Source organism: Pseudomonas sp. LBUM1662 (genome assembly GCF_059695915.1).
Window position 1 is genome coordinate 88,393 of sequence record NZ_CP166793.1, and the last position, 21,369, is coordinate 109,761.

Genomic DNA, 21,369 nt, shown 5'->3' on the forward strand with positions numbered 1-21,369 from the left:
CATCGGTTCAACGGGCAGCGACGGCTGATGCAGTCGCGAAGACAGTGTCGGCAATCGGCCGCCCGAGGAATTCTTCCAGGGCGACCAGCAGTGAGCGCGAATCACCGGGTGAAAAAAAGGCTTCGCGAAAGGCCTTGCCGGTTTGCGGGTTGAACACCCAGTCCTGCTGAAACCGTTTGAACGCTTCGGTCGCCAGTACGCCCGACCATTTATAGGCATAAACCGAAGCCGCGTACCCCGTCACCATGTAATCGAAACTGTTGGCGAATCTACTAGGGGGCGGCGGTTGCAGATGAGGAATTTCACGCAGCACGTCGTCGAAGATTTGCGCGACGCTGCGACCGTCACCTTGGCTGCGATGCAATTCAAAGTCGAACAATGCGGCCATTAACAGTTCAGCGGTTTGCCGACTGGTCTGGGCGTGAATGGCTGCCAGCGCTGCGTCGACGCGCACCTCGGTCAGGCGCTCGCCGGTCTGGTGGTGAGCGGCCAGCCACAGCAGAAACTCCCCTGACAGGCACCAAAGCTCGAACAGTTGCCCGGTGAACTCCGCCGTATCGCGTCCCAGCTGAGTAATTCCTGACAGGCGATGGTGAGGCGAGCGCGTCAGTATGTGCTGCAGGCAATGACCGAACTCATGGAACAAAACGCGCAGGTCATGATGGGCGAGGAGGCAGGGATGCTCGGCATTGCCAGGCGTGAAGTTGCCATGAAGCACGGCGATCGGCAGCGTCAATTGACCTTCGGCATCGATCCGTCGGTTACGTCGCGTGGCGGTCCAGGCAAAGTCCGGCGCTTCATTGCGATGAAATGGGTCGAGGTAAATATGCCCGATCACCAGCCCATGCTCGCTGATTTCAAACAGGCGCACACTGTCATGCCAGCGGCTGAAGACTGACTGTTCGACGATCTGGATGCCGAACATGCGTTCGCTGAACAGGCAGAGCCGCTGCAATGTCCCGTCCAGTGGAAAGTACGCTCGCAGATTTTTCAGCGCTTCGCCGAGACGTTGCTGGCGCAGTTGTTCGGCGAGAAACTCGTGATCCCAAGGCTGGACCTCTGTCATGCCGCGCTCAAGCGCAAACGCCTTCAGTTCCTGTGCATCCTTCTCGAAGCTCGGTGTCGCCTGGACGATTTGCCGACGCAGGAAACCGGTGACTTGCTCGGTGGATTCGGCCATTTCCGTCACCAGGCTGAGTTGCGCGAAATTCTCATAGCCAAGCAACCTGGCTTTCTGGTGACGTAGCGACAACAGCAGCTCCAGCACCGGAGCATTATCGAATTGCCCGTCGTGCGGGCCTTGATCGGAAGCCCGTGTGGAGTAGGCGACAAAGTATTCTTCGCGCAGGGCTCGGTCTTCGGCATAGGCCATGACTTGCGTGCAGGTGTCCTGGTCCAGACGCATCAGCCAGCCTTCATGCCCCGCCTGTGTTGCATTGAGCGCGAGACGCTCCAGGGTCGACGCGGACAACCCGTGCAGTTGCGTGACGTCGTCGATGCGTTTGCTCCAGGCTGCGCTGGCGCGTTCCAGGTTGGTCAGGAACAAGCTTTGCAACACACCGATGTCGCGATTGAGCCGTGCGAGTTTCTGCTGTTGTTCGATGGGCAAGTCGATGCCGGACAAGCGAAACCTGCGCAGAATCTTGTTCAAAACCGCTTTGCGCGGCTCATCGTAATTCACCGCCGCCGGGCTTTGCGCCAGCCGTTGATAAGCCCGGAACAGTGCGTGATTACTCAGCTTCTCAGAGGTGTACTGCGCGGCGGCATCGCTGCAAATCTCGCTGGCCACGTCCCAAGTCTTGCCCTCATGTTTCACCGTTGAAAGGGTTTCGATGATGCCCATGACCTCATCGAGGCGCGCATCGGTTTCATCAACGTCCAGTACCAGATCGTCCCAGTTCGGGATCGCGGATTGGCTCGCAATAATCCCGGCAATAGCCTGGCGGTTTTCGGCAATAAGGGTGTTGATGGCGGGCACCAGATGCTCGGCACGGATGTCCGTCCAGGGCGGCAGGTCCCAGTGCTGCAGCAGCGGATTGGTGTCAGGCATGGCGTCTTCCTTGAATAGGTCTGAAGGAATCAGCCTAAGGAGGAAGCGCAGGGGAAGGGTGGTAAATAGATACCACCTGCCACCCCGTCAAAGGGTGGAAGGTGGTGGCTGACTCAGTGTTGTTCGTCAGGTTTCTTCTTGAGCTTCGGGTTCGGGAAGAACTGCACCGCCTGAACCTTGGCGTCCGGCACCTTCAGTGCCGAGGTGTTGACCCGCGTGCCCAATTCCTTGGGCACCGACAGACCTTGTTCATTGAGCGTGTCCGAATAACCGCAGGCCACGCATTCGCGATGCGGGACCTCGTCTTCGTTCCACATCATCAATTTGTCCGGCTCGCTGCATGCCGGACAGACCGCCCCGGCGATAAAGCGCTTTTTCGTGATCACAGGACCCTCACTCATGCTGCTGCGTCCTCACTCAGGCCGCTATGGCGCAAGAGTGCGTCAATCGATGGCGCACGGCCACGGAAGTCGACGAACAGCACCATGGGTTCCTGAGAGCCGCCGCGCGCCAGGATCGCTTCGCGGAACGCGCGACCTGTTTCGGCATTGAGCACGCCGTCTTCTTCGAACTTCGAGAAGGCGTCGGCCGACAGCACTTCAGCCCACTTGTAGCTGTAGTAACCCGCCGCGTAACCGCCGGCGAAGATGTGGGCGAAGCTGTTCGGGAAGCGGTTGTAGGCCGGAGGACGCATCACCGAGACCTCGTCGCGCACGCCTTCGAGCACTTGCGCCACGCTGCGGCCGTCGCCATGGGTGGCGTGCAGGTCGAAGTCGAACAGCGAGAACTCCAGCTGACGGACCATCATCAGGCCGGACTGGAAGTTCTTCGCCGCGAGCATTTTTTCCAGCAGGTCTTGTGGCAGTGGCTCACCGGTTTCGTAGTGACCGGAGATCAGCGCGAGGCCTTCCGGCTCCCAGCACCAGTTTTCCATGAACTGGCTTGGCAGCTCGACCGCATCCCAGGCCACGCCGTTGATGCCGGACACGCCAGCATGCTCGACGCGAGTCAGCAGGTGATGCAGGCCATGACCGAATTCGTGGAACAGGGTGGTGACTTCATCGTGGGTCAGCAGGGCAGGTTTGCCGCTGTCGGCCGGGGTGAAGTTGCACACCAGATTGGCCACCGGGCTTTGCAGCACGCCGCTGATGGTGCGGCGACGGTCGCGGGCGCCGTCCATCCAGGCACCGCCACGCTTGTTGGCGCGAGCATAGAGGTCAAAGAAGAAGCGGCCGACGTGCTGGCCGTTTTCCTTGATCTCGAACAGGCGAACATCCGGGTGCCAGGCGTCGAAACCTTTCAGTTCGGCGATCTCGATGCCGTACAGGCGTTGGACGATAGCGAACAGGCCGCCCAGCACTTTGTCGATCGGGAAGTAGGCGCGCAGTGCTTCCTGGGCCACGCTGTAACGTTGTTCGCGAAGCTTTTCACCGTAGAAACCGCTGTCCCAGCTTTGCAGGTCCGGGCAGCCTTGTTCGGCGGCGTAGGCCTTGAGCTGTTCCAGGTCCTGGGCGGCGAACGGTTTGCTGCGTTTGGCCAGGTCGCGCAGGAAACCCAGCACCTGATCGCTGGATTCGGCCATTTTGGTGGCCAGGCTCAGTTCCGAGAAACTGGCGAAGCCAAGCAGCTTGGCCAGTTCCTGGCGCAGGTCGAGGATTTCTTCCATGACCGGACCGTTGTCGTTCTGACCGGCGTTCGGGCCTTGGTCCGACGCACGGGTGCAGTAGGCGGCGTAGACTTCTTCGCGCAAGGCGCGGTCCTGGGCGTAGGTCATCACCGCGTAGTAGCTCGGGAATTCCAGGGTGATCAGGAAGCCTTCCAGACCTTTGGCCTGGGCTGCGGCGGCCATTTGCGCCTTGGCCGAATCGGTGAGGCCGGCGAGGGCGGCTTCTTCGGTCACGTGTTTGGTCCAGGCTTGCGTCGCGTCGAGCAGCTGGTTGGAGAAGCGGCTGCCCAGCTCCGACAATTTGCTCTGCACTTCGGCGTAGCGCTTCTGTTCGGCTTCCGGCAGGTCAATACCCGACAGACGGAAGTCTCGCAGGGCATGTTCCAGGATAGTTTTTTGCGCCACGTCGAAACCGGCGGCTTCCGGGCTGTTCGCCAAGGCTTCGAAGGCCTCGAACAACGCGCGGTTCTGGCCCAGTTCGGTGGAGTAGGCGCTCAAGGCCGGCAGGCAGGACTCGTAGGCTTCGCGCAATTCAGCGCTGTTGCACACGGCATTGAGGTGGCTGACCGGGCTCCAGGCCGCGCCCAGACGATCGTTCAGTTCGTCCATCGCCAGCACAAGACCGGCCCAGGTCGGTTGTTTGCCCTGGCTGTCGAGGATCTCGATAATGGCGGCACGGTTGTCAGCCAGGATCTGGTCAATGGCCGGTTGCACGTGTTCGGCACGGATCGCCGAGAACGGCGGCAGGTCGTAGGACTGCAAAAGAGGGTTGTTCACGCTCACGGTTGGCACCTTGGCTGGAAGAAACATGCGGCCATCTTAATTACAATCGACGTTCACCGCAGCTATCAGCAACAGAGAGAAACCCTATCGTGAATCTTCGCAAGTATCAGAACCACACGCCGCTGCTGGGCAAAGGCGCCTTTGTCGACGGCTCGGCGGTGGTGATCGGCGACGTCGAAATCGGCGAAGACAGCTCTGTCTGGCCGCTGACGGTGATTCGTGGCGACATGCACCGCATCCGTATCGGTGCGCGCACCAGTGTCCAGGATGGCTGCGTGCTGCACATTACTCATGCCGGGCCGTTCAATCCCGATGGCTTTCCGTGCTTGATCGGCGACGACGTGACCATCGCTCACAAGGTCATGCTGCATGGCTGCACTGTCGGCAACCGGATTCTGATCGGCATGGGCAGCATCGTGATGGACGGTGCGGTCATCGAAGACGATGTGATTGTCGGCGCCGGCAGCCTGGTGCCGCCGGGCAAGCGTCTGGAAAGCGGCTTCCTTTATGTCGGTAGCCCGGTGAAACAAATTCGCCCGCTGACGGACAAGGAAAGCGCCTTTTTCACCTACAGCGCGGCGAACTACGTGAAGCTCAAGAATTTGCACCTGGCTGAAGGCTACGACCAGCTCTGAGCCTTCGCCCTTATTCAGGATTCAACATGCATTACCAAACCGTACTGTTCGACCTCGATGGCACCTTGACCGACCCGCGCGAGGGCATCACCCGTTCGATCCAGTTCGCCCTGAGCAAACTGGGGATTGATGAGCCCGACCTGACCAAACTCGAACACTTCATCGGCCCGCCGTTGTTGCAGGCGTTCATGCAGTTCTACGACTTCGACGAGCCCAAGGCCTGGGAAGCGGTGAACTTCTACCGCGAACGCTTCAAGGTCACCGGCCTCTACGAGAACCGTGTGTTCGACGGCGTCACACCGTTGCTGGAAACCCTCAGCGGGCAAGGGCGACAGTTGTACATCGCAACCTCCAAGCCGTGGGTGTTCGCCCGGGAAATCGCCCGGCACTTCGACTTCGCCAGGCACTTCAAGGTGATCTATGGCAGCGAACTGGACGGGACGCGCACCAACAAAGTCGAGTTGATTGCCCACTTGATCGCAGAAGAAGGCCTGGACCCGGCCAACACCCTGATGATCGGCGACCGCAAACACGACCTGATCGGCGCGCGCAGCAACGGGCTGGATGCGGCGGCAGTGGGTTATGGATTCGGCAGCCGGGAAGAATTGAGCGCAGAAGCGCCGGCTTATCACTTTGAAACGCTGGATGAGATGCATCAGGCGTTTTTGCAGCGCTGATCAGTACGCCTTCGCGGGCAAGCCTCGCTCCTACAAAAGCAACGTAGATCCCGTAGGAGCGAGGCTTGCCCGCGAAGAGGCCCGCCCTGACATATCCTGAGCAACAGTTAGCACCTAAGTCCCTTCTAATCGTCCTAGGCTCAAAGTCTGTGGCCACGATCAAGGAGGATCATCAATGTCAGAGCTAAAACATGCTCATCGATTGCGCACTGGACGATATTCGGAGTCCGGACAGATTTACTTGCTGACCTCGGTCGTTCTGAACCGAGAACCATTATTCCGTGACTTCAAGAGTGGGCGATTGGTAGTAGATGCCCTGAGAGCTGCTGAGCAAGAAGGGTTCGCGACGTCACTGGCCTGGGTCGTCATGCCTGATCATTTCCATTGGCTGATCGATTTACAGAATGCTCAGCTACCCAAGTTGATGGCTCGAACCAAATCACGCATCGCTGTAACGCTTAATCGCTCGGCAGGCCGCCAAGGTCCGGTTTGGCAACATGGCTATCACGATCGCGCCATTCGGAAGGAAGAGGATCTACAGGCGGTTGCTCGCTACATCGTCGCCAATCCGTTGCGAGCTGGCTTGGTCGAGAAGGTCGGAGATTATCCGCTGTGGGATGCGATCTGGTTGTGAAGTTGAAAACGCCTTCGCGGGCAAGCCTCGCTCCTACAAAAGCAATAAAGACCCTGTAGGAGCGAGGCTTGCCCGCGAAGAGGCTCGCGTAGCCACTGAAGCTTTATGTACCCGCCAATGTCTTCAAAGCCATCTTGCGCTCCCCAACCGGCAACGCACCAAGCTGTTCGACGGCCGCATAAAACTTCACCCAATTCCCACCCACCTGCCTGAACAACGTCGCAAACGCCGGCACCCATTGGTCATACAACCCAAACGGCAACAACCGGGCATTGTTCATCGGCGCGTTGATCCACGCGTCGTAGCGTTTATCCCCAGCCCAGCGGCTGTCGCGCAGTTGTCGATATTCACTTCGCAAGCGTTCGAACTCCGCCGCTTTGCGTTGGCGCATCGGGTGGGTGGGCAGTGGCAGGGCGTAGAGTTTTTCAAGCCGCGTGCGAGTGTCCAGAACCAACTGAATGAACTGGTCACGCTGCTGCGCCTGCGCACCATTGTCCAGCATCAGGCCGCGCGATGCGCGCCATTGCCGGGTGCCTTCCTGTTCGACGAAGGTGGCGAAAGACTCGTTGAACTCGGTGTCGTCCTTCACATAAAAGCGCTGATGGGCGAGTTCGTGGAAGATCAGCGTCGCCAGCCGCTCGTCGCCCCAGCCCATCATTGAACTGAGAATCGGATCGTTGAACCAGCCGAGCGTCGAATAGGCCTCGACGCCACCAATCGATACGTCCATACCTTGCAAACGCTGCAAGGCAGCCTCACCGCGAGCAGCACCCTGGCTGTAATAACCGCGATAGGCAACGCAACCGGCGATGGGGAAGCAATGGTTTTGCGGTGTCAGGGAAAATTCCGGCGTGGCGAAGACGTTCCAGACCACGAACGGTCGGCCAATGTCGGCATAAAGACGGTAGCTCTGGTTATCCGGCAGATGCAGCTGTTGGCTGGCGAATGTCCGGGCCTTTTGCGACTGTGCCAGATGCGCACGCAGCATCGGATCACGAGACGGATCGGCCAGCACCTCGGCCACCGGCTCCCTGGCCCGTAGCAGGTGCAGCTGACCACTGGCCAATTGGCTGTAATAGCTAACGCCGGCGCAGCCGCTGAGCAATAAAAACAACACACCCGGAAACAAAATCCGTAAAACGCGATCAAGTAACCCAAGGCTTGGAAGCGGCCTGATCAAAATAAAATCATCCCTGGAGAGTCTGCCCGCAAGACTATCCCGCCTGACTGGAGCTCCGCTATGCGCAAATTGATGCTGACGGGAGGCTTATTGATGCTGACCGGCTGTGCCGGATTCGGATTGCCTCACCATGATCCGTCGCAAGCGTGGATCGAGCTGGATTCACAGCAAGAAGACACCGCACTGCAAGCGCTGGAAGTCGATGACAAGGCCTCCACCGACAAGCGTTATTTCGAAGTTCATCCGGGCAGTCATGAGCTGACGGTGCGTTACCAGTTCCCGGTTGCGCCCACCAACATCGGGCCCGACGCCGAACCGCTATGGCGTGACTGCCAGCTGAATGTGAAATTCAACGACTTCAACGCCGGTCAGCGGTATCAACTGCAAGCGGGGAATATCGGCTTCCGGCCGTGGGCAAAGCTCTACGACCAACAACGAAAAGTGATTGGCCAAGGCACACCGGCGGGCTGCCAACGCAGCTGATCAGCGTTATGCTGAATGAAACTTCTTTGGGACATTCATCATGCGCAGGTTGATGCTGTTGCTCGCGGCAAGTGTGGTTGCTGGCTGCCAGAGTCCGTTACCGGCGGTAAACCCGCAGATGGCCTGGATCGAGTTCTCGACGCCATTTCCCAACGATAAATTGCTGATGGCCGAGCGCCTGGACAAACAGCGAATGCGCGACGGGCGTTTTTTCCAGGTGACGCCCGGCAGCCATGAACTGGTGGTCAGATTCGACTTTGAAGTGCCCGGTGGTGGCGGCATGGGCATGATGAGCTCACCGGTGGAGCGGCTGTGCTACCTGACCGTCAATTACGATCATTTCGAAGCCGGCCAGCGCTATGTGCTGGAGGGCCGCTCGATAGCGTTCACCCCCGGGGCCCGATTGTTCAACGCCAAACGCGAGATCGTCGCTGAAGATCGGCAGGCCTATTGCGTCCCGTGAGGTGAATCAGCGGTCGTTTTTCTGGTAGATGATTTTTTTGCTGCCGTTTTCGCAGCTGCCGACGACCATGTTCTGATCGTGTACTTCGTCATTGGTGACGATTTCCAGGGTGTAGGACGAGACGTTATTGGCCTGGATCTTGGCCTCGATCTCGGCCTTGAGTTCTTCACAGGATTTCGGTGCCGCCAGGGCCGATGTGGCCAGCGCGCAACAGATAATCGCCAAGGCAAAACGTTTCATGGTTGAAGCTCCATTGAGGCAGCGCGCAGGGGACTGCGTTTCAGCTGCTGTCATTTATTCGACCACAGTTTGGCAAAGCGAGTTCTGACATCGCTCACAAAGCGCAGGTTTAGCCGTTGGGAGGGTGTCGCATACAAAATCGCCTTCGCGAGCAAGCCCGCTCCCACATGTTGAACATTCCAAAGGTGGGAGCGGGCTTGCTCGCGAAGGCGTAAGTCCATTCAGCGCCTGATGATCAGTTGACCAACGTCGCATCCAGGCTGATCTTCGCATTCAGCACTTTGGACACCGGGCAGCCTTCTTTGGCCTTGTTGCTCAGCTCTTCGAACTGCGCCTGAGTTGCCCCGGGGATTTTCGCCTTCAGGATCAATTTCACCGCCGTGATCGCAAAACCACCGTCGACCTGATCCAAAGTCACTTCAGCATTGGTATCGATGCTGTCAGCCTTGAGCCCGGCATCGCCCAGAATCATCGAAAACGCCATGGAGAAACAGCCCGCGTGGGCCGCGCCGATCAGCTCTTCCGGATTGGTGCCTTTACCGCCTTCGAAGCGCGCCTTGAAGCCGTAGGGCGCTTCTCTGAGCACACCGGTTTCAGTGGAGATCGAGCCGATACCGGTTTTCAGGTCACCTTCCCAATGAGCCGATGCTTTCTTCGTAATAGCCATGTCTGCCTCCTCAAGATCCGGTGCGAACGTCGCACCTTCGTGGTTTTCGGTTGCTAGGGTTCTGAGGATAGACGGCGGTGCAAAGTTCACCTGATCTGATTAGTCCTACCGTTTTCGTAGGTTTTTTTCCCTTGGCTATTGAAACTCGGGTATATGCCCTCATTGCATGAAACACGCTTATAGATTCGGCAGGTTTTCGTTCGCAAGAAAAACCTGCGCTCACCATTGGAGAAGCAGGCTTATGAAACGACTGTCCGATATCAAGTTCTCGACCCTTGATCTGGTGCCCGTGCGAGAGAACGGCAGCGCGGCCCAGTCGCTGCGTAATTCGCTGGACCTGGCGCAGCATGTCGAAAAATTCGGCTACAACCGCTTCTGGGTTGCCGAACACCACAACATGGACGGCATCGCCAGCTCCGCCACTTCGGTACTGCTCGGCTACCTGGCGGGTGGCACGTCGACCATTCGTGTCGGCTCCGGCGGTGTGATGCTGCCCAACCACGCGCCGCTGGTGATCGCGGAGCAATTCGGCACCCTCGAAAGCCTGTATCCAGGCCGGATCGATCTGGGCCTGGGCCGCGCGCCCGGTTCCGATCAAATGACCGCCCGCGCCTTGCGCCGCGAACGTTCCGGCAGCGCCGACGAGTTTCCGGAAGACGTTACTGAGCTGATGCGTTACCTCGGCCCGCGCACGCCGGACCAGCGGATCATTGCGATGCCGGGTACCGGCACCAACGTCCCGGTCTGGTTGTTGGGCTCTAGCCTGTTCAGTGCTCAACTGGCCGGTGAGCGCGGTTTGCCCTACGCCTTCGCTTCCCATTTCGCACCGCGCTTCATGCATGAGGCGATTCGCGTCTACCGCAATCACTTCAAGCCTTCGGCGGTGCTGGATAAACCGTATGTGATGCTCGGCGTGCCGCTGGTCGCCGCTGACACTGACGAACAGGCGGATTACCTGGCGACATCGGTCTATCAGCGCATCCTGGCGTTGATGCGTGGCCAAAGCCTGGTGCAGCGTCCACCGGTGAAAACCATGGATGGCCTGTGGCTTCCACACGAGAAGGAAGCCGTCGGCGATTTCCTCGGCCTGGCGATGGTGGGCAGCCCGCAGAAAATCCGCGCCAAGCTTGAGGTGCTGGTCGAGCAGACCCAGGCAGACGAGCTGATTTTCACCTGCGACCTGTACGAACATGCAGATCGCGTGCATTCGTACGAGCTGCTGGCGCAGGTCATGAAGGGCTGAGGCTCAGGCGTGGCCACACAAAAAAGCCGACGCATTGCGTCGGCTTTTTGATTTGCGCAGGATTCGGCCTACTTCGTGTAGACGATGACCTTGGTGCCCTTTTCACAGGTACCGACGACTTTCCCGCCGGCCTCAGCGCCTTTATCGAGGATTTCCAGTGAATAGCCGGCAACGCCCTTGGCATCAAGTTTCGCTGCGATTTCGGCTTTCAGTTCTTCGCACGACTTGCCGTCAGCAAAGGCTGTTCCCGCAAGGCTCAATAAACCTACCGCTAAAATAAAATGCTTCATCTGTCGCATTCCCTCGTCGGATCAAAGGGAGCATCCAGCCATCAGCCGGAGGCACTCATGTTGCGCTTTGCCATTTCCCTATGGCACTCGGCCAGCGCGCAAGTTCAGGAGACTAGCTCAAACTCAGCTGCTGGCAATCCGGAACCCGACTTTGAGCGTCACTTGAAAGTGGGCGGCCTTGCCGTCCTTGATGTGTCCGCGGGTTTCGGTCACTTCAAACCATTCCAGGTGCTTGATGCTTTTATTGGCTTCGGCCAGCGCGTTGTTGATGGCGTCTTCGATGCTGGTGGTGGACGAGCCGACAAGCTCGACTTTCTTATAGGTGTGATGGTCAGTCATGGCGTTCTCCTCAGGGTGTGAAATACAGCCTAGCAGTGATTTTTCGTATTACTTCTGTCGGCTAATGCAACGCAGAAGTTCAGATTTACTGCACTTTCTCAAACCCATGAAGTCCCAACCAACACACGCTACTCATCATCAATGAAGGAGAGCCACCATGGCCAACACCTCTTTACGTAAAGCCTCATTGCAAAGCATGGAAGCCGAGATCGAGAGTCTGCTGAAATCTTTGGAAAATCTGAAAGACGACGCTTCGGACGAGTCGCGTAAAACACTCAAAGTGTTGAAAGGCAACGCCGAGAACGCGCTGAAACATTCGCGTCATCTGCTCAGCGATGCCTACGAAGAAGTCAAAGTCAAAACCCGCGAAACCGGGATCGCGACTCGGGACTACGCCCAGGAACACCCTTGGACTACAGCGGGCGTTGCTGTGGGGGCTTTGGGTCTGCTCGCGGCTTATCTGCTGTTCAAACGCGGCGACTGATCAGTCTGGCGCAGTTCAGCCTTGAGCCACTGCGCCAACTGCCGAGCGCGCCCGTCCGCGGCGCGCTTGGGTAGCCACAACGCCAGTTGCGCCGGGGTTTCACTGAATCCCCAAGGTGCAACCAGGCGACCGGCCTTCAAATCCTCGGCGACCAGCGGTTCCGGTGCAATTGCCACTCCCAGGCCCGCCACTGCAGCTTCCAGCAAATAATACAAATGCTCAAAACCCTGACCGTACTTCAACGCCTTGGCGTCGAGGCCGTTTTGCTGTGCCCAACTCGGCCAGGCTTGCGGGCGCGACGTGGTGTGTAGCAAGGGTTCGTTCAATAACGCTGTGGCCGGCGCATCTTGGAGCCTTTCATAACCGGCGAAGCGTGGGCTCATCACCGGGCCGATTCGTTCGCTGGCCAATTCATAGACTTGCATGTCCGCCGGCCATGGCGGTTCGGCAAACACCAGCAAGGCATCCAGCCCTGGCCGACGCGGATCGAGATCGCCTTCCCCGGCCGACAGGTGCAGGCGCAGGTCCGGCAGGTCCGCATTCAGCCGTCCCAGGCGTGGAATAAACCAGCGCGCCAACAAACTGCCCGAGCAACCCAGGACAAACGGCGCGTCGGCGGTGCTTTGGGTCAACTCCGCGCAAACCGTTCGCAGACGCTCAAAGGCTTCTCCGCTGGCATCACGCAGACGAACGCCGGCATCTGTGAGTTTAAGGCCGCGCCCCTCCTTGATGAACAGGCTCACGCCCAAGTGTTCTTCAAGCACCTTGAGTTGTCGGCTGACTGCGCCATGAGTAACGTGCAGCTGTTCGGCAGCCTGACTGACGCTGTTCAGCCGTGCCGTGGCTTCGAAGGCGCGAAGGGCGTTCAGCGGGGGAAGGTCGTGGCTCATGGGATCTGTGAGTTTTCCTGACAGGTTGTGGCGATCTTATCGGTTTTCAGGCTGGGGCGTCAGGGGTAGAGTGACCGTCATTGTCATCTCACGAATCCTGATGGAGCGACCCATGACCCAGACTAATCTGCGCAACGGCCCCGACGCCAACGGCCTGTTTGGCTCGTTCGGCGGCCGTTACGTCGCCGAAACCCTGATGCCGTTGATCCTCGACCTGGCCCGTGAATACGAATTGGCCAAGGAAGATCCGGCGTTCAAAGAAGAATTGGCCTACTTCCAGCGCGACTACGTCGGACGTCCAAGCCCGTTGTATTACGCCGAACGCCTGACCGAATTCTGCGGCGGCGCAAAGATTTACCTGAAGCGCGAAGAGCTGAACCACACCGGCGCGCACAAGATCAACAACTGCATCGGCCAGATTCTGCTGGCGCGGCGCATGGGCAAGAAACGCATCATCGCCGAGACCGGCGCCGGCATGCACGGCGTGGCGACGGCGACCGTGGCTGCACGTTTCGGCCTGGACTGCGTGATCTACATGGGCACCACTGACATCGAACGTCAGCAGGCCAATGTCTTCCGCATGAAATTGCTGGGCGCCGAAGTGATTCCGGTTGTCGCCGGCACCGGTACCCTGAAAGACGCGATGAACGAAGCGCTGCGCGACTGGGTGACCAACGTTGACAGCACGTTCTATCTGATCGGCACTGTCGCCGGTCCGCACCCGTACCCAGCCATGGTTCGCGACTTCCAGGCTGTGATCGGCAAAGAAACACGCGATCAACTGCAAGCCCAGGAAGGTCGCCTGCCGGACAGCCTGGTGGCGTGCATCGGTGGCGGCTCCAACGCCATGGGCCTGTTCCACCCGTTCCTCGATGACAAAAGCGTCGAGATCATTGGTGTGGAAGCCGCCGGTTACGGCATCGAAACCGGCAAGCACGCTGCCAGCCTGAACGGTGGTGTTCCGGGCGTGCTGCACGGCAACCGTACTTTCCTGTTGCAGGACGACGATGGCCAGATCATCGACGCTCACTCGATTTCCGCCGGCCTCGATTATCCGGGCATCGGCCCTGAACACGCCTGGTTGCATGATATCGGCCGCGTTCAGTACACCTCGGTAACTGACGACGAAGCCCTCGACGCGTTCCACAAATGCTGCCGTCTGGAAGGGATTATTCCGGCACTGGAAAGCGCCCATGCCTTGGCTGAAGTGTTCAAACGCGCACCGAGCCTGCCGAAAGATCACCTGATGGTGGTCAACCTGTCCGGCCGCGGCGACAAAGATATGCAAACCGTGATGCACCATATGGAACAGTCCCAGCAGGAGAAACACTGATGAGCCGCCTGCAAACCCGTTTTGCCGAACTCAAGGAACAGAATCGCGCCGCCCTGGTGACCTTCGTCACCGCCGGCGACCCGAGCTACGACACTTCCCTGGCGATCCTCAAAGGCTTGCCCGGTGCTGGCGCCGACGTGATCGAGCTGGGCATGCCCTTCACCGACCCGATGGCGGACGGCCCGGCCATTCAGCTGGCGAACATCCGCGCACTGGGCGCCAAACAGAATCTGGCGAAAACCCTGCAAATGGTTCGCGAGTTTCGTGAAGGCAATACCGAGACGCCGCTGGTGCTGATGGGGTACTTCAACCCGATTCACATGTACGGCGTGCCACGTTTCATTGCCGATGCCAAAGAGGCCGGGGTTGACGGCTTGATCGTGGTCGACCTGCCGCCGGAGCATAACGGTGAGCTGTGCGACCCGGCTCAGGCTGCAGGCCTGGACTTCATCCGCCTGACCACGCCGACCACCGATGACGTGCGCTTGCCGACCGTTCTGAATGGCAGCTCCGGTTTCGTCTACTACGTGTCGGTTGCCGGTGTGACCGGTGCGGGCGCGGCGACGCTGGAGCATGTTGAAGAGGCAGTTGCCCGTCTGCGTCGGCATACGGACCTACCGATCAGCATCGGTTTCGGCATTCGTACACCGGAGCAAGCGGCATCCATCGCGCGTCTGGCCGATGGTGTGGTGGTGGGTTCGGCATTGATCGATCACATCGCCAATGCATCCACGCCGGAACAGGCGATTGATGGCGTTCTGAGTCTTTGCTCGGCGCTGGCTGAAGGTGTGCGTAAGGCCCGCGTCAGCTGAAGGTAAAGTTCCTGATACAGAGGAATTAGAGCCTCGCGGCACAGACTAAACAGCAAGACCGAGGGCTTCAGGACTACGTTCTGAGGCCCTTTTTGCTGTATGTGCAGTGAGGAAAGACCTGATGAAAATGCCGAAACGTCTGATTGCCAGCCTGGGCGTGCTGATGCTCAGTGCCACCCCGCTGCTGCACGCGAGCGCCGATCAGCGCGACGATCACGACCGCGGCGGCCCGCAGCAGGGCCATTACGATAACCGTGGTGACAATCATGGTGATGACCACCGTGGCCCGCAGGACAACCGTCGCGGCGGTCCTCCGCCTCGGGATTTCGGCCCGGTGCGCCAGACTATCCACGATAACCACGGCTATTTCGTACGCGGCGCACCGCCACCGCCTGGCATTCATCTGGTGCGTGGCCGTCCGCTGCCTCACGGTTATTACGGTGAGCGTCTGGATAACCGCGCTCTGGGGCGTTTGCCGTATTACCCAGGCTACGAATGGCGCCGTGCCGGGGGCGACATTGTGCTGATCGCCGTAGGAACCGGGATCGTCTATGAGATTCTCGAAGGAGTTTTGTAACACTTGATGGAATGACTTTGGCGTAACTCGGCAGCTCCAGGAGTACGTTCCCCTGTAGGAGCTGTCGAGTGCAACGAGGCTGCGATCTTTTACTTCTCAGGGCAACTCCAGCCCACCCGCGGCTTTATGCAATTTGCGCAAATGTTCGCCAACCTGTTTCAGGTTGGCTTCATTGGCCGCCATCTCCGCTGCACGGCTCGGTTCAAGCAGCGCTCTGACCTCCTTGTCCAGATCGCCGGTCAGCACTTGAAGCTGCTTCTGCCGCAGGTTGCTTTCCGATTCCAGGCGCTGCCATTCATTCGGTTGGGGCAAACCATATCCGCCGGTACCGAGCAACTCCGCCGGGCGACTCAGGAAGCCGCTATTGGCGAGGATCTGCTGCAAAGTCGCGTTCGCCTTGTCCATGCCGCCGTTTTTCAATTCCCGAGCGCCCAGATAACGCTGCTTCACTTCATCCTGAGCCAACACCAACTGTTGACGGAAGCTTGCCTGCTCCAGCAACAGCAGCGCTGCACTGGTGCGCAAGTCAGCTTGCTCAAACCATTGCCGACGATCTTCAGCTTTCAATGCCAGCCAGTCTTCGACCTTTTCCTGCTTGATCGGCAAGTGCTTCTTCAGCACTTCGAACATCGCTTGATAACGATCACGGAAGGAGTCGAAGCGATAACCCAGGCGCAGCGCTTCGCGTGGGTCATCCAGCACGCTGGTATCCGCCAGTCCGCGGCCTTTCATCACTTCCAGCAACCCGTTGGGCATGATGCTGTCGAGCCCGACCAGTTTTGCGTTGTTGCTGCCGCTGCGCAGCAGTTTCAGGCCCTCCACCGCGCAGTTGTTGGAGAGGAAATAATAGTTGCCGTCGTAACTCCAATGCATCTCGGCAGCGTGTTCCACCACGTCTTCAATTTCGTTGCGCGACAGGTTCAGCGGCACCGAGGCCAGGCTGCGCAGTTCGGTCTTGGTGTATTCGTCGATTACTTGGGCCAGTGGCAATACAAACAGCCGCGACGGGTATTTACCCACCAGTCCATCCCAGCTCGAGAGCTGTACGTCGCCGACGAAGGCGCGGTAGGACAACACCAGGTGCTGGTCGAGATCGAGGCGGCAGTCCGGACCCCGTGGCCGGCCCGGCGCGCAGATCACCAGGCGCAACATGCTGTGCCCCCAACGGCTGACCCAGTTCTGGTTGGCTTCGGCCAGCAGATAGTCGACGGCGTACACCCGTTCCGGATCGACCTGGCCCAACGGTTGTTTGGCGAAGTCGTTGCCGGCATTGAGGAAGGCAAAGGATTTGCTGCAAGCGTCTTTGGCGGCGGGCGCCCAGCCGAAATGTTCTTTGTAGTAGCGATATAGCGCGGGGCGACGGCAGGCGTAGCTTGGGTCGAGGAGGAAATACTCCATGTTGACCGCGACAAACTCTTTGGGACTGCTCGTTTCGTAGATGTCCGGGCTGCGGGCGATTTGCCGGTTGTGCTGTTCGCGCTCGCCGCGGCGACCGACGTATTGCGGCCAACCCGCCAGATCAAGCAGACGCGGATCATCGCTCAGGGTAAAGCGGCGGTCGGATTGACCGCGGCATTCATCCGGGATGCCGATCAGGCCTGAACTGCTGTTGCGCCGGGTGCAGCGCTGGATCAGCGTGCGTTCCGCATCTGGCCACAGGCGCGAACGGTCGTAAATGTGGGTGAGTTCATGCACCACCGTGGCGAGCATTTCGCGGCGCACGGTGCCATGGGGGCGATAGGTTTTCTTGGTCGCGGCGCTGCCGTTCGTGAGGTTGACGAGCAAGTTGCGGTTCAGATCGAGTTCGGATACCAGCGATGCCTGGCCATAGGCATTGCTCGGCATGTCGTCGGTCCAGCCGACGTCGATGCGCCGGTCCAGTTGTTCGATGAAGCGTGGCGGCAGGGCCTGCATGGCTTCATCGAGCAACGCCTGACTGGCTTGCTGTTGTTCGGGGCTCAGACCCTCGGTCTTGAGCCGTAATTGCAGGCCAGCCTGGGCCGTGTTGCAGAGTAGCAACATCAGCCCGGCCAGCAGCCAGGCGCTGGGCGACTTCACAGTGCGAGGATGGCTTCGGCGAGGACCTGATCGCTGGCGTCTCGGGCTTCCGGCACACGGGTGCGCAGCGTATTGATGGCCGCTTCAAGGTGCGCGCCGCGGATGTCGCCATCGCTGGCAACGAAACTGGCCGCATCGTCGTGGGCTTCACGGATGATTTTCGAATCACGGATCGACGTGGTGGTATCGGACGTGAAATCCAGGGTGCGCTGGGTGGCGTTGATGATGATGTTACTGGTGGCGACCAGGGTGTGCGCCTGGGTCACATCGGCCAATAAAAGCAGGCCAAGGGCAACAGCAATCAGAGGGCTACGCATGGAACGACTCCGCAAGGACAAAGGATAACTATTGGACGAGAATTGCCTGCGCCAGTTCAAGGTCGCTTGCATGAAGTTTTGGCTCGCTGTGGCGCAAGTAATTCAGCGCGGATTCCAGTTGCGCACCGCGTAGTTGGCCGTCACTGGCAATGAACGCCGCGGCGTCATCGTGTGCCGCGATCAACAGCTTACGGTCGAAGGGGGCGGCGGTCACCATGCTGGTGGCGTAACCCGTGACGACTATGCCCTGTGTCGACAGGTTGAACGCGTCGTAGGCATAGGTCGGGCCCGACCAGCAGGCCGCGAGAAATACTGAAGTGATAAACCGCTTTGAAAGAAAACGCATGAGACTCGATTGCTGAAAGCGAGTCCAAAGGCTAGCGCAATGCCCGGGCTAGAGCCAGCGCCGAAACATTGGGACACGACAAGCGCGTCCCACGTGACTGTGTCGCTTAGATCGTCAGGATGGCCTGGGCCAGTTGTGCGTCGGTGGCGTTAAGCTGAGGCGCCTGGTGACGGATGTGGTCGAGTGCGCTTTCCAGTTTCACACCACGAATGGCGCCTTCGCTGGCGACGAAGCTGGCGGCGTCGTCACGGGCTGCACGCACGATCTTGTCATCGCGAAAGGAAGAAGTGACATCGGAAGTTGCATCGGAGCTGGACTTCAGTGCGCCAACGACGGCATCCGTGGTCACGATAAAACTGGTCGCGTGGGAATTGGCAGCCACGGCAAGCAGGGCTGCAGCGCTGAGCAGACGAAGACGGGACATGGTGTAACTCCTTTGGATAACCGATTGAGAGGTGTTGAGGTCGCTGTTGGATCAGACGCCTGTCGCACAGCACTCGCCACGTTCTGGTTTGATATTAGGCCTGCTTTTATCAGTTCGAACAGTCCCTTGTGTTAAAGCAGGACCCTAGCGCCAGAATGGTTTATCCAATTCATTGAGCCGATCTGCGTGGCTGATGCTCAGGTCCGATAGTTGTTGTTCATTGAGTTGGCCCAGCAAACGCCGGGTGCGAGCTCTCTCAAGGGCGGCCGCGAACCAATTCAGTGAACGTTTAAGCCTGTGGAATCGAGGCTTCTTTAGAAGGGTGGGAGCTGAAACATTCAGTACGTTATCCATTGGCGCGGTCCTTCTGCCGGAGAGTCAGGACTTCATGTTGAGCGCTTCCAGGCTGGACCTACAGATACACTGTCGTGGAATTGTACTGGTGCAATTTGATTAATCATTAAACTGTACCTATTGCCGGGTATTACTTTTGTACTGTCACTGACCAAGAGCGGAAACGACAAAGCCCGCCGTGGTTTCCCACGACGGGCTTTGTTTTTTCAATTTGGAGTGCTGGCGGTGGACCCGGTGGGTCAGAGCCAGCGACGCTAAGTTAGCGCCAGAACGGCTTGCTCAGCTCTTCGTAGCGTTGTGCTTCGCTAATCCCGGCATCAGCCAGCAGACGCGAATCCAGACGAGCCAGTTGATGGCGGCTGGAGATGCGGCGCTGCCACAGCATCAGGTTGGCAATAACGCGAAGAGGCATGGAAGCCTGGGTTTTTGCAGCGGTATCTTCGAAGAACAGTTCGGAACTGAGTGTACGTTCCATGGTTGACATCCTTCCGCTTGTGGCGGGATTAGGTAGTGGTTTAACTGATGCCAATGATCCTCTCGTTTGGCTAGTCTCTGTAGATACAGTTCACCTGTATTGTGAGGGACCAGTTAACTGTTAATAGGGGGTGTACTGGTCTAAATTGAGGCAACTGTACCTGTCGGCACTATGTTGGTGCAATTTTGATGTTTTGGCTTGATTGTGTAGGCAAATACGGTAGGAAATGACCAGTACAGCAGTACAGTTTTAAACAGAATCGGCTGTGGCAAATGCCAGCTGACGCAACTGTGTTTGCGTCAGCTGTATTTCATTGATTCAGACTGCGAGCATTCGCCCGGTTTCTTCCAGGTTCATGTGCCAGCTAAGAGCATCGCGCAGGATATGCGGGGTGTGTCCGCCCAGTGCGCAAGCCGCCGTGAAGTAGTCATTCAGCGCCTGCCGGTAATCCGGGTGCACACAGTTGTCGATGATCACCCGAGCCCGCTCCCGTGGCGCCAGGCCGCGAAGGTCGGCCAGACCGATCTCCGTCACCAGGATGTCGACGTCATGCTCGGTATGGTCGACATGGCTGACCATCGGCACCACGCTGGAGATCGCGCCACCCTTGGCGATCGATTTGGTGACGAAGATTGCCAGGTGCGCGTTGCGCGCAAAGTCCCCGGAACCGCCGATGCCGTTCATCATCCGTGTGCCGCAGACATGGGTGGAGTTGACGTTGCCGTACAAATCGAACTCAAGCGCCGTGTTGATGCCGATGATGCCTAGGCGACGCACCACTTCCGGATGGTTTGAGATCTCCTGCGGCCGCAGGACCAGTTTGTCCTTGTAGCGCTCCAGATTGCCAAAGACGTCGGCATTACGCCGGCTCGACAGGGTGATGGAACTGCCCGAGGCAAAACTCAGTTTGCCGGCGTCGATCAGGTCAAAGGTCGAGTCCTGCAGCACTTCGGAGTACATGGTCAGGTCTTCGAAGGGCGAGTCGATCAAGCCGCACATCACCGAGTTGGCGATGGTGCCGATCCCGGCCTGCAATGGACCGAGCTTGTTGGTCATGCGCCCTGCGGCCACTTCTTGTTTGAAGAAATCAATCAGGTGGTCGGCAATGGCCTGAGTGTCGACATCCGGCGGCAATACCGTGGAGGGCGAGTCGGACTGATTGGTGATCACGATCGCGACGATCTTTTCCGGCGGAATCGGGATGGCGGTGCTGCCAATGCGATCATCGACCTTGACCAGCGGAATCGGCGTGCGGGTCGGACGGTAAGTCGGGATATAGATGTCGTGCAAACCCTCGAGGTTCGGGTTGTGCGCCAGGTTGATCTCGACGATCACGTGTTTGGCGAAAATCGCGAAGCTGGCCGAGTTGCCGACCGAAGTGGTCGGCACGATGTGGCCCTGCTCGGTGATCGCCACGGCTTCAATCACGGCGATGTCCGGCAATTTGAGCTGCTGGTTGCGCAGTTGCTCGACGGTTTCCGAAAGATGCTGGTCAATGAACATGACCTCGCCGGCGTTAATCGCCTTGCGCAGCGTGCTGTCGACCTGGAATGGCATGCGTCGTGACAATACGCCGGCTTCGGTGAGCTGTTTATCAAGGTCGTTGCCCAGGCTGGCGCCGGTCATCAAAGTGATTTTCAGCGGGGTGATTTTGGCGCGCTCGGCCAATGCGTGGGGCACGGCTTTGGCTTCGCCGGCGCGAGTGAAACCACTCATGCCGACGGTCATGCCGTCCTGAATCAGAGCGGCAGCGTCAGCGGCGCTCATCACCTTATCCAACAACGAAGGCAAGCGAATACGATCACGGTACATGGATGGTTATCTCGGGCAACGGAAGCAAGGTGTGCAGTCTAGTGATTTGAAAAAAATCCGTCCCGCTACCATGGTCGAATGCAGAGGCCTGATTTAGAGCCTTTGGTCGGGTTTTTGCGGGCAATAAAAAACCCCAG

At 58.7% G+C, this 21,369-nt stretch carries 26 protein-coding genes; 10 read left to right on the forward strand and 16 right to left on the reverse strand.

Annotation, left to right across the window (positions count from 1 at the left end):
* Window positions 1-7 precede the first annotated feature (7 nt).
* The 3 genes from ACA049_RS00425 to prlC all read right to left on the reverse strand — a co-directional run bounded on the left by ACA049_RS00425 (window position 8) and on the right by prlC (window position 4,526).
* Window positions 8-2,050: a M3 family metallopeptidase gene (locus ACA049_RS00425; protein ID WP_497332267.1), complete on the reverse strand. Its 2,043-nt coding sequence runs from the start codon at window positions 2,048-2,050 to the stop codon at window positions 8-10.
* A gap of 113 nt (window positions 2,051-2,163) precedes the next feature.
* The gene (locus tag ACA049_RS00430; protein WP_008152496.1) at window positions 2,164-2,451 is read right to left on the reverse strand and encodes a YheV family putative zinc ribbon protein; all 288 of its coding nucleotides are present in this window, start codon (window positions 2,449-2,451) and stop codon (window positions 2,164-2,166) included.
* Window positions 2,448-4,526 carry an oligopeptidase A gene (gene prlC / locus ACA049_RS00435; protein ID WP_497332269.1) on the reverse strand — a complete coding sequence of 693 codons (2,079 nt, stop codon included), beginning with the start codon at window positions 4,524-4,526 and terminating at the stop codon, window positions 2,448-2,450. Before prlC ends, ACA049_RS00430 begins: the two co-directional genes overlap by 4 nt.
* A gap of 62 nt (window positions 4,527-4,588) precedes the next feature.
* Between prlC and ACA049_RS00440 the strand changes: the two genes are divergently transcribed.
* The 3 genes from ACA049_RS00440 (at window position 4,589) to ACA049_RS00450 (ending at window position 6,445) form a co-directional block, all read left to right on the forward strand.
* Complete coding sequence (locus ACA049_RS00440) at window positions 4,589-5,134, forward strand: gamma carbonic anhydrase family protein (RefSeq protein ID WP_497332271.1); 546 nt, start codon at window positions 4,589-4,591, stop codon at window positions 5,132-5,134.
* 26 nt (window positions 5,135-5,160) lie between these two features.
* Entirely contained in the window at window positions 5,161-5,811 is a 651-nt protein-coding gene (locus ACA049_RS00445) for an HAD family hydrolase (protein ID WP_497332273.1), read from the forward strand.
* Window positions 5,812-5,986: 175 nt separating this feature from the next.
* A complete protein-coding gene (locus ACA049_RS00450; protein WP_497332275.1) occupies window positions 5,987-6,445 on the forward strand; it encodes an REP-associated tyrosine transposase in 459 nt (152 codons plus the stop codon).
* A gap of 103 nt (window positions 6,446-6,548) precedes the next feature.
* Here the strand turns inward: ACA049_RS00450 and ACA049_RS00455 are convergent, their stop codons facing one another.
* Entirely contained in the window at window positions 6,549-7,625 is a 1,077-nt protein-coding gene (locus tag ACA049_RS00455; RefSeq protein WP_497332277.1) for an aminopeptidase, read from the reverse strand.
* Window positions 7,626-7,685: 60 nt separating this feature from the next.
* Here ACA049_RS00455 and ACA049_RS00460 point away from each other — a divergent pair, with 60 nt between their 5' ends.
* Together ACA049_RS00460 and ACA049_RS00465 are read left to right on the forward strand one after the other, a co-directional pair.
* On the forward strand, window positions 7,686-8,108 hold the full coding sequence (locus ACA049_RS00460) for a PA0061/PA0062 family lipoprotein (protein WP_497332279.1): 423 nt from the start codon (window positions 7,686-7,688) through the stop codon (window positions 8,106-8,108).
* A 40-nt stretch (window positions 8,109-8,148) separates the two neighbouring features.
* Window positions 8,149-8,571, forward strand: a complete 423-nt coding sequence (locus ACA049_RS00465; protein ID WP_497332281.1) for a PA0061/PA0062 family lipoprotein — start codon at window positions 8,149-8,151, stop codon at window positions 8,569-8,571.
* 6 nt (window positions 8,572-8,577) lie between these two features.
* Here ACA049_RS00465 and ACA049_RS00470 read toward each other — a convergent pair whose 3' ends face one another.
* Both ACA049_RS00470 and ACA049_RS00475 read right to left on the reverse strand, forming a co-directional pair.
* The gene (locus ACA049_RS00470; RefSeq protein WP_462029437.1) at window positions 8,578-8,811 is read right to left on the reverse strand and encodes a DUF1161 domain-containing protein; all 234 of its coding nucleotides are present in this window, start codon (window positions 8,809-8,811) and stop codon (window positions 8,578-8,580) included.
* A 235-nt stretch (window positions 8,812-9,046) separates the two neighbouring features.
* The gene (locus ACA049_RS00475) at window positions 9,047-9,478 is read right to left on the reverse strand and encodes an OsmC family protein (protein ID WP_497332283.1); all 432 of its coding nucleotides are present in this window, start codon (window positions 9,476-9,478) and stop codon (window positions 9,047-9,049) included.
* Window positions 9,479-9,719: 241 nt separating this feature from the next.
* Between ACA049_RS00475 and ACA049_RS00480 the strand changes: the two genes are divergently transcribed.
* On the forward strand, window positions 9,720-10,721 hold the full coding sequence (locus tag ACA049_RS00480; protein ID WP_497332285.1) for an LLM class flavin-dependent oxidoreductase: 1,002 nt from the start codon (window positions 9,720-9,722) through the stop codon (window positions 10,719-10,721).
* Window positions 10,722-10,789: 68 nt separating this feature from the next.
* Here ACA049_RS00480 and ACA049_RS00485 read toward each other — a convergent pair whose 3' ends face one another.
* Together ACA049_RS00485 and ACA049_RS00490 are read right to left on the reverse strand one after the other, a co-directional pair.
* Window positions 10,790-11,011: a DUF1161 domain-containing protein gene (locus tag ACA049_RS00485; protein ID WP_497332287.1), complete on the reverse strand. Its 222-nt coding sequence runs from the start codon at window positions 11,009-11,011 to the stop codon at window positions 10,790-10,792.
* 123 nt (window positions 11,012-11,134) lie between these two features.
* Window positions 11,135-11,350 (reverse strand): dodecin, encoded by a 216-nt coding sequence (locus tag ACA049_RS00490; RefSeq protein ID WP_057011580.1) that lies wholly within the window; start codon window positions 11,348-11,350, stop codon window positions 11,135-11,137.
* 157 nt (window positions 11,351-11,507) lie between these two features.
* Between ACA049_RS00490 and ACA049_RS00495 the strand changes: the two genes are divergently transcribed.
* Window positions 11,508-11,834, forward strand: a complete 327-nt coding sequence (locus ACA049_RS00495; protein ID WP_109627139.1) for an ElaB/YgaM/YqjD family protein — start codon at window positions 11,508-11,510, stop codon at window positions 11,832-11,834.
* On the opposite strand, the gene ACA049_RS00500 is transcribed toward ACA049_RS00495, so the two are convergent.
* On the reverse strand, window positions 11,807-12,724 hold the full coding sequence (locus ACA049_RS00500; RefSeq protein WP_497332290.1) for a LysR family transcriptional regulator: 918 nt from the start codon (window positions 12,722-12,724) through the stop codon (window positions 11,807-11,809). The two genes, ACA049_RS00495 and ACA049_RS00500, sit on opposite strands and share 28 nt — an antisense overlap.
* A gap of 112 nt (window positions 12,725-12,836) precedes the next feature.
* Between ACA049_RS00500 and trpB the strand changes: the two genes are divergently transcribed.
* The 3 genes from trpB to ACA049_RS00515 all read left to right on the forward strand — a co-directional run bounded on the left by trpB (window position 12,837) and on the right by ACA049_RS00515 (window position 15,446).
* Window positions 12,837-14,057 (forward strand): tryptophan synthase subunit beta, encoded by a 1,221-nt coding sequence (gene trpB, locus ACA049_RS00505; RefSeq protein WP_497332292.1) that lies wholly within the window; start codon window positions 12,837-12,839, stop codon window positions 14,055-14,057.
* Complete coding sequence (gene trpA, locus ACA049_RS00510) at window positions 14,057-14,869, forward strand: tryptophan synthase subunit alpha (protein WP_497332294.1); 813 nt, start codon at window positions 14,057-14,059, stop codon at window positions 14,867-14,869. Before trpB ends, trpA begins: the two co-directional genes overlap by 1 nt.
* Before the next feature lie 121 nt (window positions 14,870-14,990).
* Complete coding sequence (locus ACA049_RS00515) at window positions 14,991-15,446, forward strand: anti-virulence regulator CigR family protein (protein WP_109627146.1); 456 nt, start codon at window positions 14,991-14,993, stop codon at window positions 15,444-15,446.
* 96 nt (window positions 15,447-15,542) lie between these two features.
* On the opposite strand, the gene ACA049_RS00520 is transcribed toward ACA049_RS00515, so the two are convergent.
* From ACA049_RS00520 to scpC, 7 genes are all read right to left on the reverse strand, one after another.
* The gene (locus tag ACA049_RS00520) at window positions 15,543-17,504 is read right to left on the reverse strand and encodes a DUF7844 domain-containing protein (protein ID WP_497332296.1); all 1,962 of its coding nucleotides are present in this window, start codon (window positions 17,502-17,504) and stop codon (window positions 15,543-15,545) included.
* Entirely contained in the window at window positions 17,501-17,821 is a 321-nt protein-coding gene (locus ACA049_RS00525; RefSeq protein WP_094469762.1) for a DUF2388 domain-containing protein, read from the reverse strand. Before ACA049_RS00525 ends, ACA049_RS00520 begins: the two co-directional genes overlap by 4 nt.
* A 28-nt stretch (window positions 17,822-17,849) precedes the next feature.
* Entirely contained in the window at window positions 17,850-18,167 is a 318-nt protein-coding gene (locus ACA049_RS00530; RefSeq protein ID WP_497332298.1) for a DUF2388 domain-containing protein, read from the reverse strand.
* A gap of 106 nt (window positions 18,168-18,273) precedes the next feature.
* A complete protein-coding gene (locus tag ACA049_RS00535; RefSeq protein WP_010465729.1) occupies window positions 18,274-18,591 on the reverse strand; it encodes a DUF2388 domain-containing protein in 318 nt (105 codons plus the stop codon).
* Between the two features lie 144 nt (window positions 18,592-18,735).
* Window positions 18,736-18,945 carry a DUF1127 domain-containing protein gene (locus tag ACA049_RS00540; protein WP_497332300.1) on the reverse strand — a complete coding sequence of 70 codons (210 nt, stop codon included), beginning with the start codon at window positions 18,943-18,945 and terminating at the stop codon, window positions 18,736-18,738.
* 259 nt (window positions 18,946-19,204) lie between these two features.
* The gene (locus tag ACA049_RS00545) at window positions 19,205-19,420 is read right to left on the reverse strand and encodes a DUF1127 domain-containing protein (protein ID WP_007902752.1); all 216 of its coding nucleotides are present in this window, start codon (window positions 19,418-19,420) and stop codon (window positions 19,205-19,207) included.
* 318 nt (window positions 19,421-19,738) lie between these two features.
* Window positions 19,739-21,232, reverse strand: coding sequence for a succinyl-CoA:acetate CoA-transferase ScpC (gene scpC, locus ACA049_RS00550; protein WP_497332302.1), 1,494 nt, complete (start codon window positions 21,230-21,232; stop codon window positions 19,739-19,741).
* Between the last annotated feature and the right edge of the window lie 137 nt (window positions 21,233-21,369).

What these genes read in the sequence shown, in the direction of transcription:
- ACA049_RS00425 (WP_497332267.1), bottom strand. Translation starts at nt 2,050, where the DNA reads ATGCCTGACACCAATCCGCTGCTGCAGCACTGGGACCTGCCGCCCTGG.
- ACA049_RS00430 (WP_008152496.1), bottom strand. Translation starts at nt 2,451, where the DNA reads ATGAGTGAGGGTCCTGTGATCACGAAAAAGCGCTTTATCGCCGGGGCG.
- prlC (WP_497332269.1), bottom strand. Translation starts at nt 4,526, where the DNA reads ATGTTTCTTCCAGCCAAGGTGCCAACCGTGAGCGTGAACAACCCTCTT.
- ACA049_RS00445 (WP_497332273.1), top strand. Translation starts at nt 5,161, where the DNA reads ATGCATTACCAAACCGTACTGTTCGACCTCGATGGCACCTTGACCGAC.
- ACA049_RS00450 (WP_497332275.1), top strand. Translation starts at nt 5,987, where the DNA reads ATGTCAGAGCTAAAACATGCTCATCGATTGCGCACTGGACGATATTCG.
- ACA049_RS00460 (WP_497332279.1), top strand. Translation starts at nt 7,686, where the DNA reads ATGCGCAAATTGATGCTGACGGGAGGCTTATTGATGCTGACCGGCTGT.
- ACA049_RS00465 (WP_497332281.1), top strand. Translation starts at nt 8,149, where the DNA reads ATGCGCAGGTTGATGCTGTTGCTCGCGGCAAGTGTGGTTGCTGGCTGC.
- ACA049_RS00470 (WP_462029437.1), bottom strand. Translation starts at nt 8,811, where the DNA reads ATGAAACGTTTTGCCTTGGCGATTATCTGTTGCGCGCTGGCCACATCG.
- ACA049_RS00475 (WP_497332283.1), bottom strand. Translation starts at nt 9,478, where the DNA reads ATGGCTATTACGAAGAAAGCATCGGCTCATTGGGAAGGTGACCTGAAA.
- ACA049_RS00480 (WP_497332285.1), top strand. Translation starts at nt 9,720, where the DNA reads ATGAAACGACTGTCCGATATCAAGTTCTCGACCCTTGATCTGGTGCCC.
- ACA049_RS00485 (WP_497332287.1), bottom strand. Translation starts at nt 11,011, where the DNA reads ATGAAGCATTTTATTTTAGCGGTAGGTTTATTGAGCCTTGCGGGAACA.
- ACA049_RS00490 (WP_057011580.1), bottom strand. Translation starts at nt 11,350, where the DNA reads ATGACTGACCATCACACCTATAAGAAAGTCGAGCTTGTCGGCTCGTCC.
- ACA049_RS00495 (WP_109627139.1), top strand. Translation starts at nt 11,508, where the DNA reads ATGGCCAACACCTCTTTACGTAAAGCCTCATTGCAAAGCATGGAAGCC.
- ACA049_RS00500 (WP_497332290.1), bottom strand. Translation starts at nt 12,724, where the DNA reads ATGAGCCACGACCTTCCCCCGCTGAACGCCCTTCGCGCCTTCGAAGCC.
- trpB (WP_497332292.1), top strand. Translation starts at nt 12,837, where the DNA reads ATGACCCAGACTAATCTGCGCAACGGCCCCGACGCCAACGGCCTGTTT.
- trpA (WP_497332294.1), top strand. Translation starts at nt 14,057, where the DNA reads ATGAGCCGCCTGCAAACCCGTTTTGCCGAACTCAAGGAACAGAATCGC.
- ACA049_RS00515 (WP_109627146.1), top strand. Translation starts at nt 14,991, where the DNA reads ATGAAAATGCCGAAACGTCTGATTGCCAGCCTGGGCGTGCTGATGCTC.
- ACA049_RS00525 (WP_094469762.1), bottom strand. Translation starts at nt 17,821, where the DNA reads ATGCGTAGCCCTCTGATTGCTGTTGCCCTTGGCCTGCTTTTATTGGCC.
- ACA049_RS00530 (WP_497332298.1), bottom strand. Translation starts at nt 18,167, where the DNA reads ATGCGTTTTCTTTCAAAGCGGTTTATCACTTCAGTATTTCTCGCGGCC.
- ACA049_RS00535 (WP_010465729.1), bottom strand. Translation starts at nt 18,591, where the DNA reads ATGTCCCGTCTTCGTCTGCTCAGCGCTGCAGCCCTGCTTGCCGTGGCT.
- ACA049_RS00540 (WP_497332300.1), bottom strand. Translation starts at nt 18,945, where the DNA reads ATGGATAACGTACTGAATGTTTCAGCTCCCACCCTTCTAAAGAAGCCT.
- ACA049_RS00545 (WP_007902752.1), bottom strand. Translation starts at nt 19,420, where the DNA reads ATGGAACGTACACTCAGTTCCGAACTGTTCTTCGAAGATACCGCTGCA.
- scpC (WP_497332302.1), bottom strand. Translation starts at nt 21,232, where the DNA reads ATGTACCGTGATCGTATTCGCTTGCCTTCGTTGTTGGATAAGGTGATG.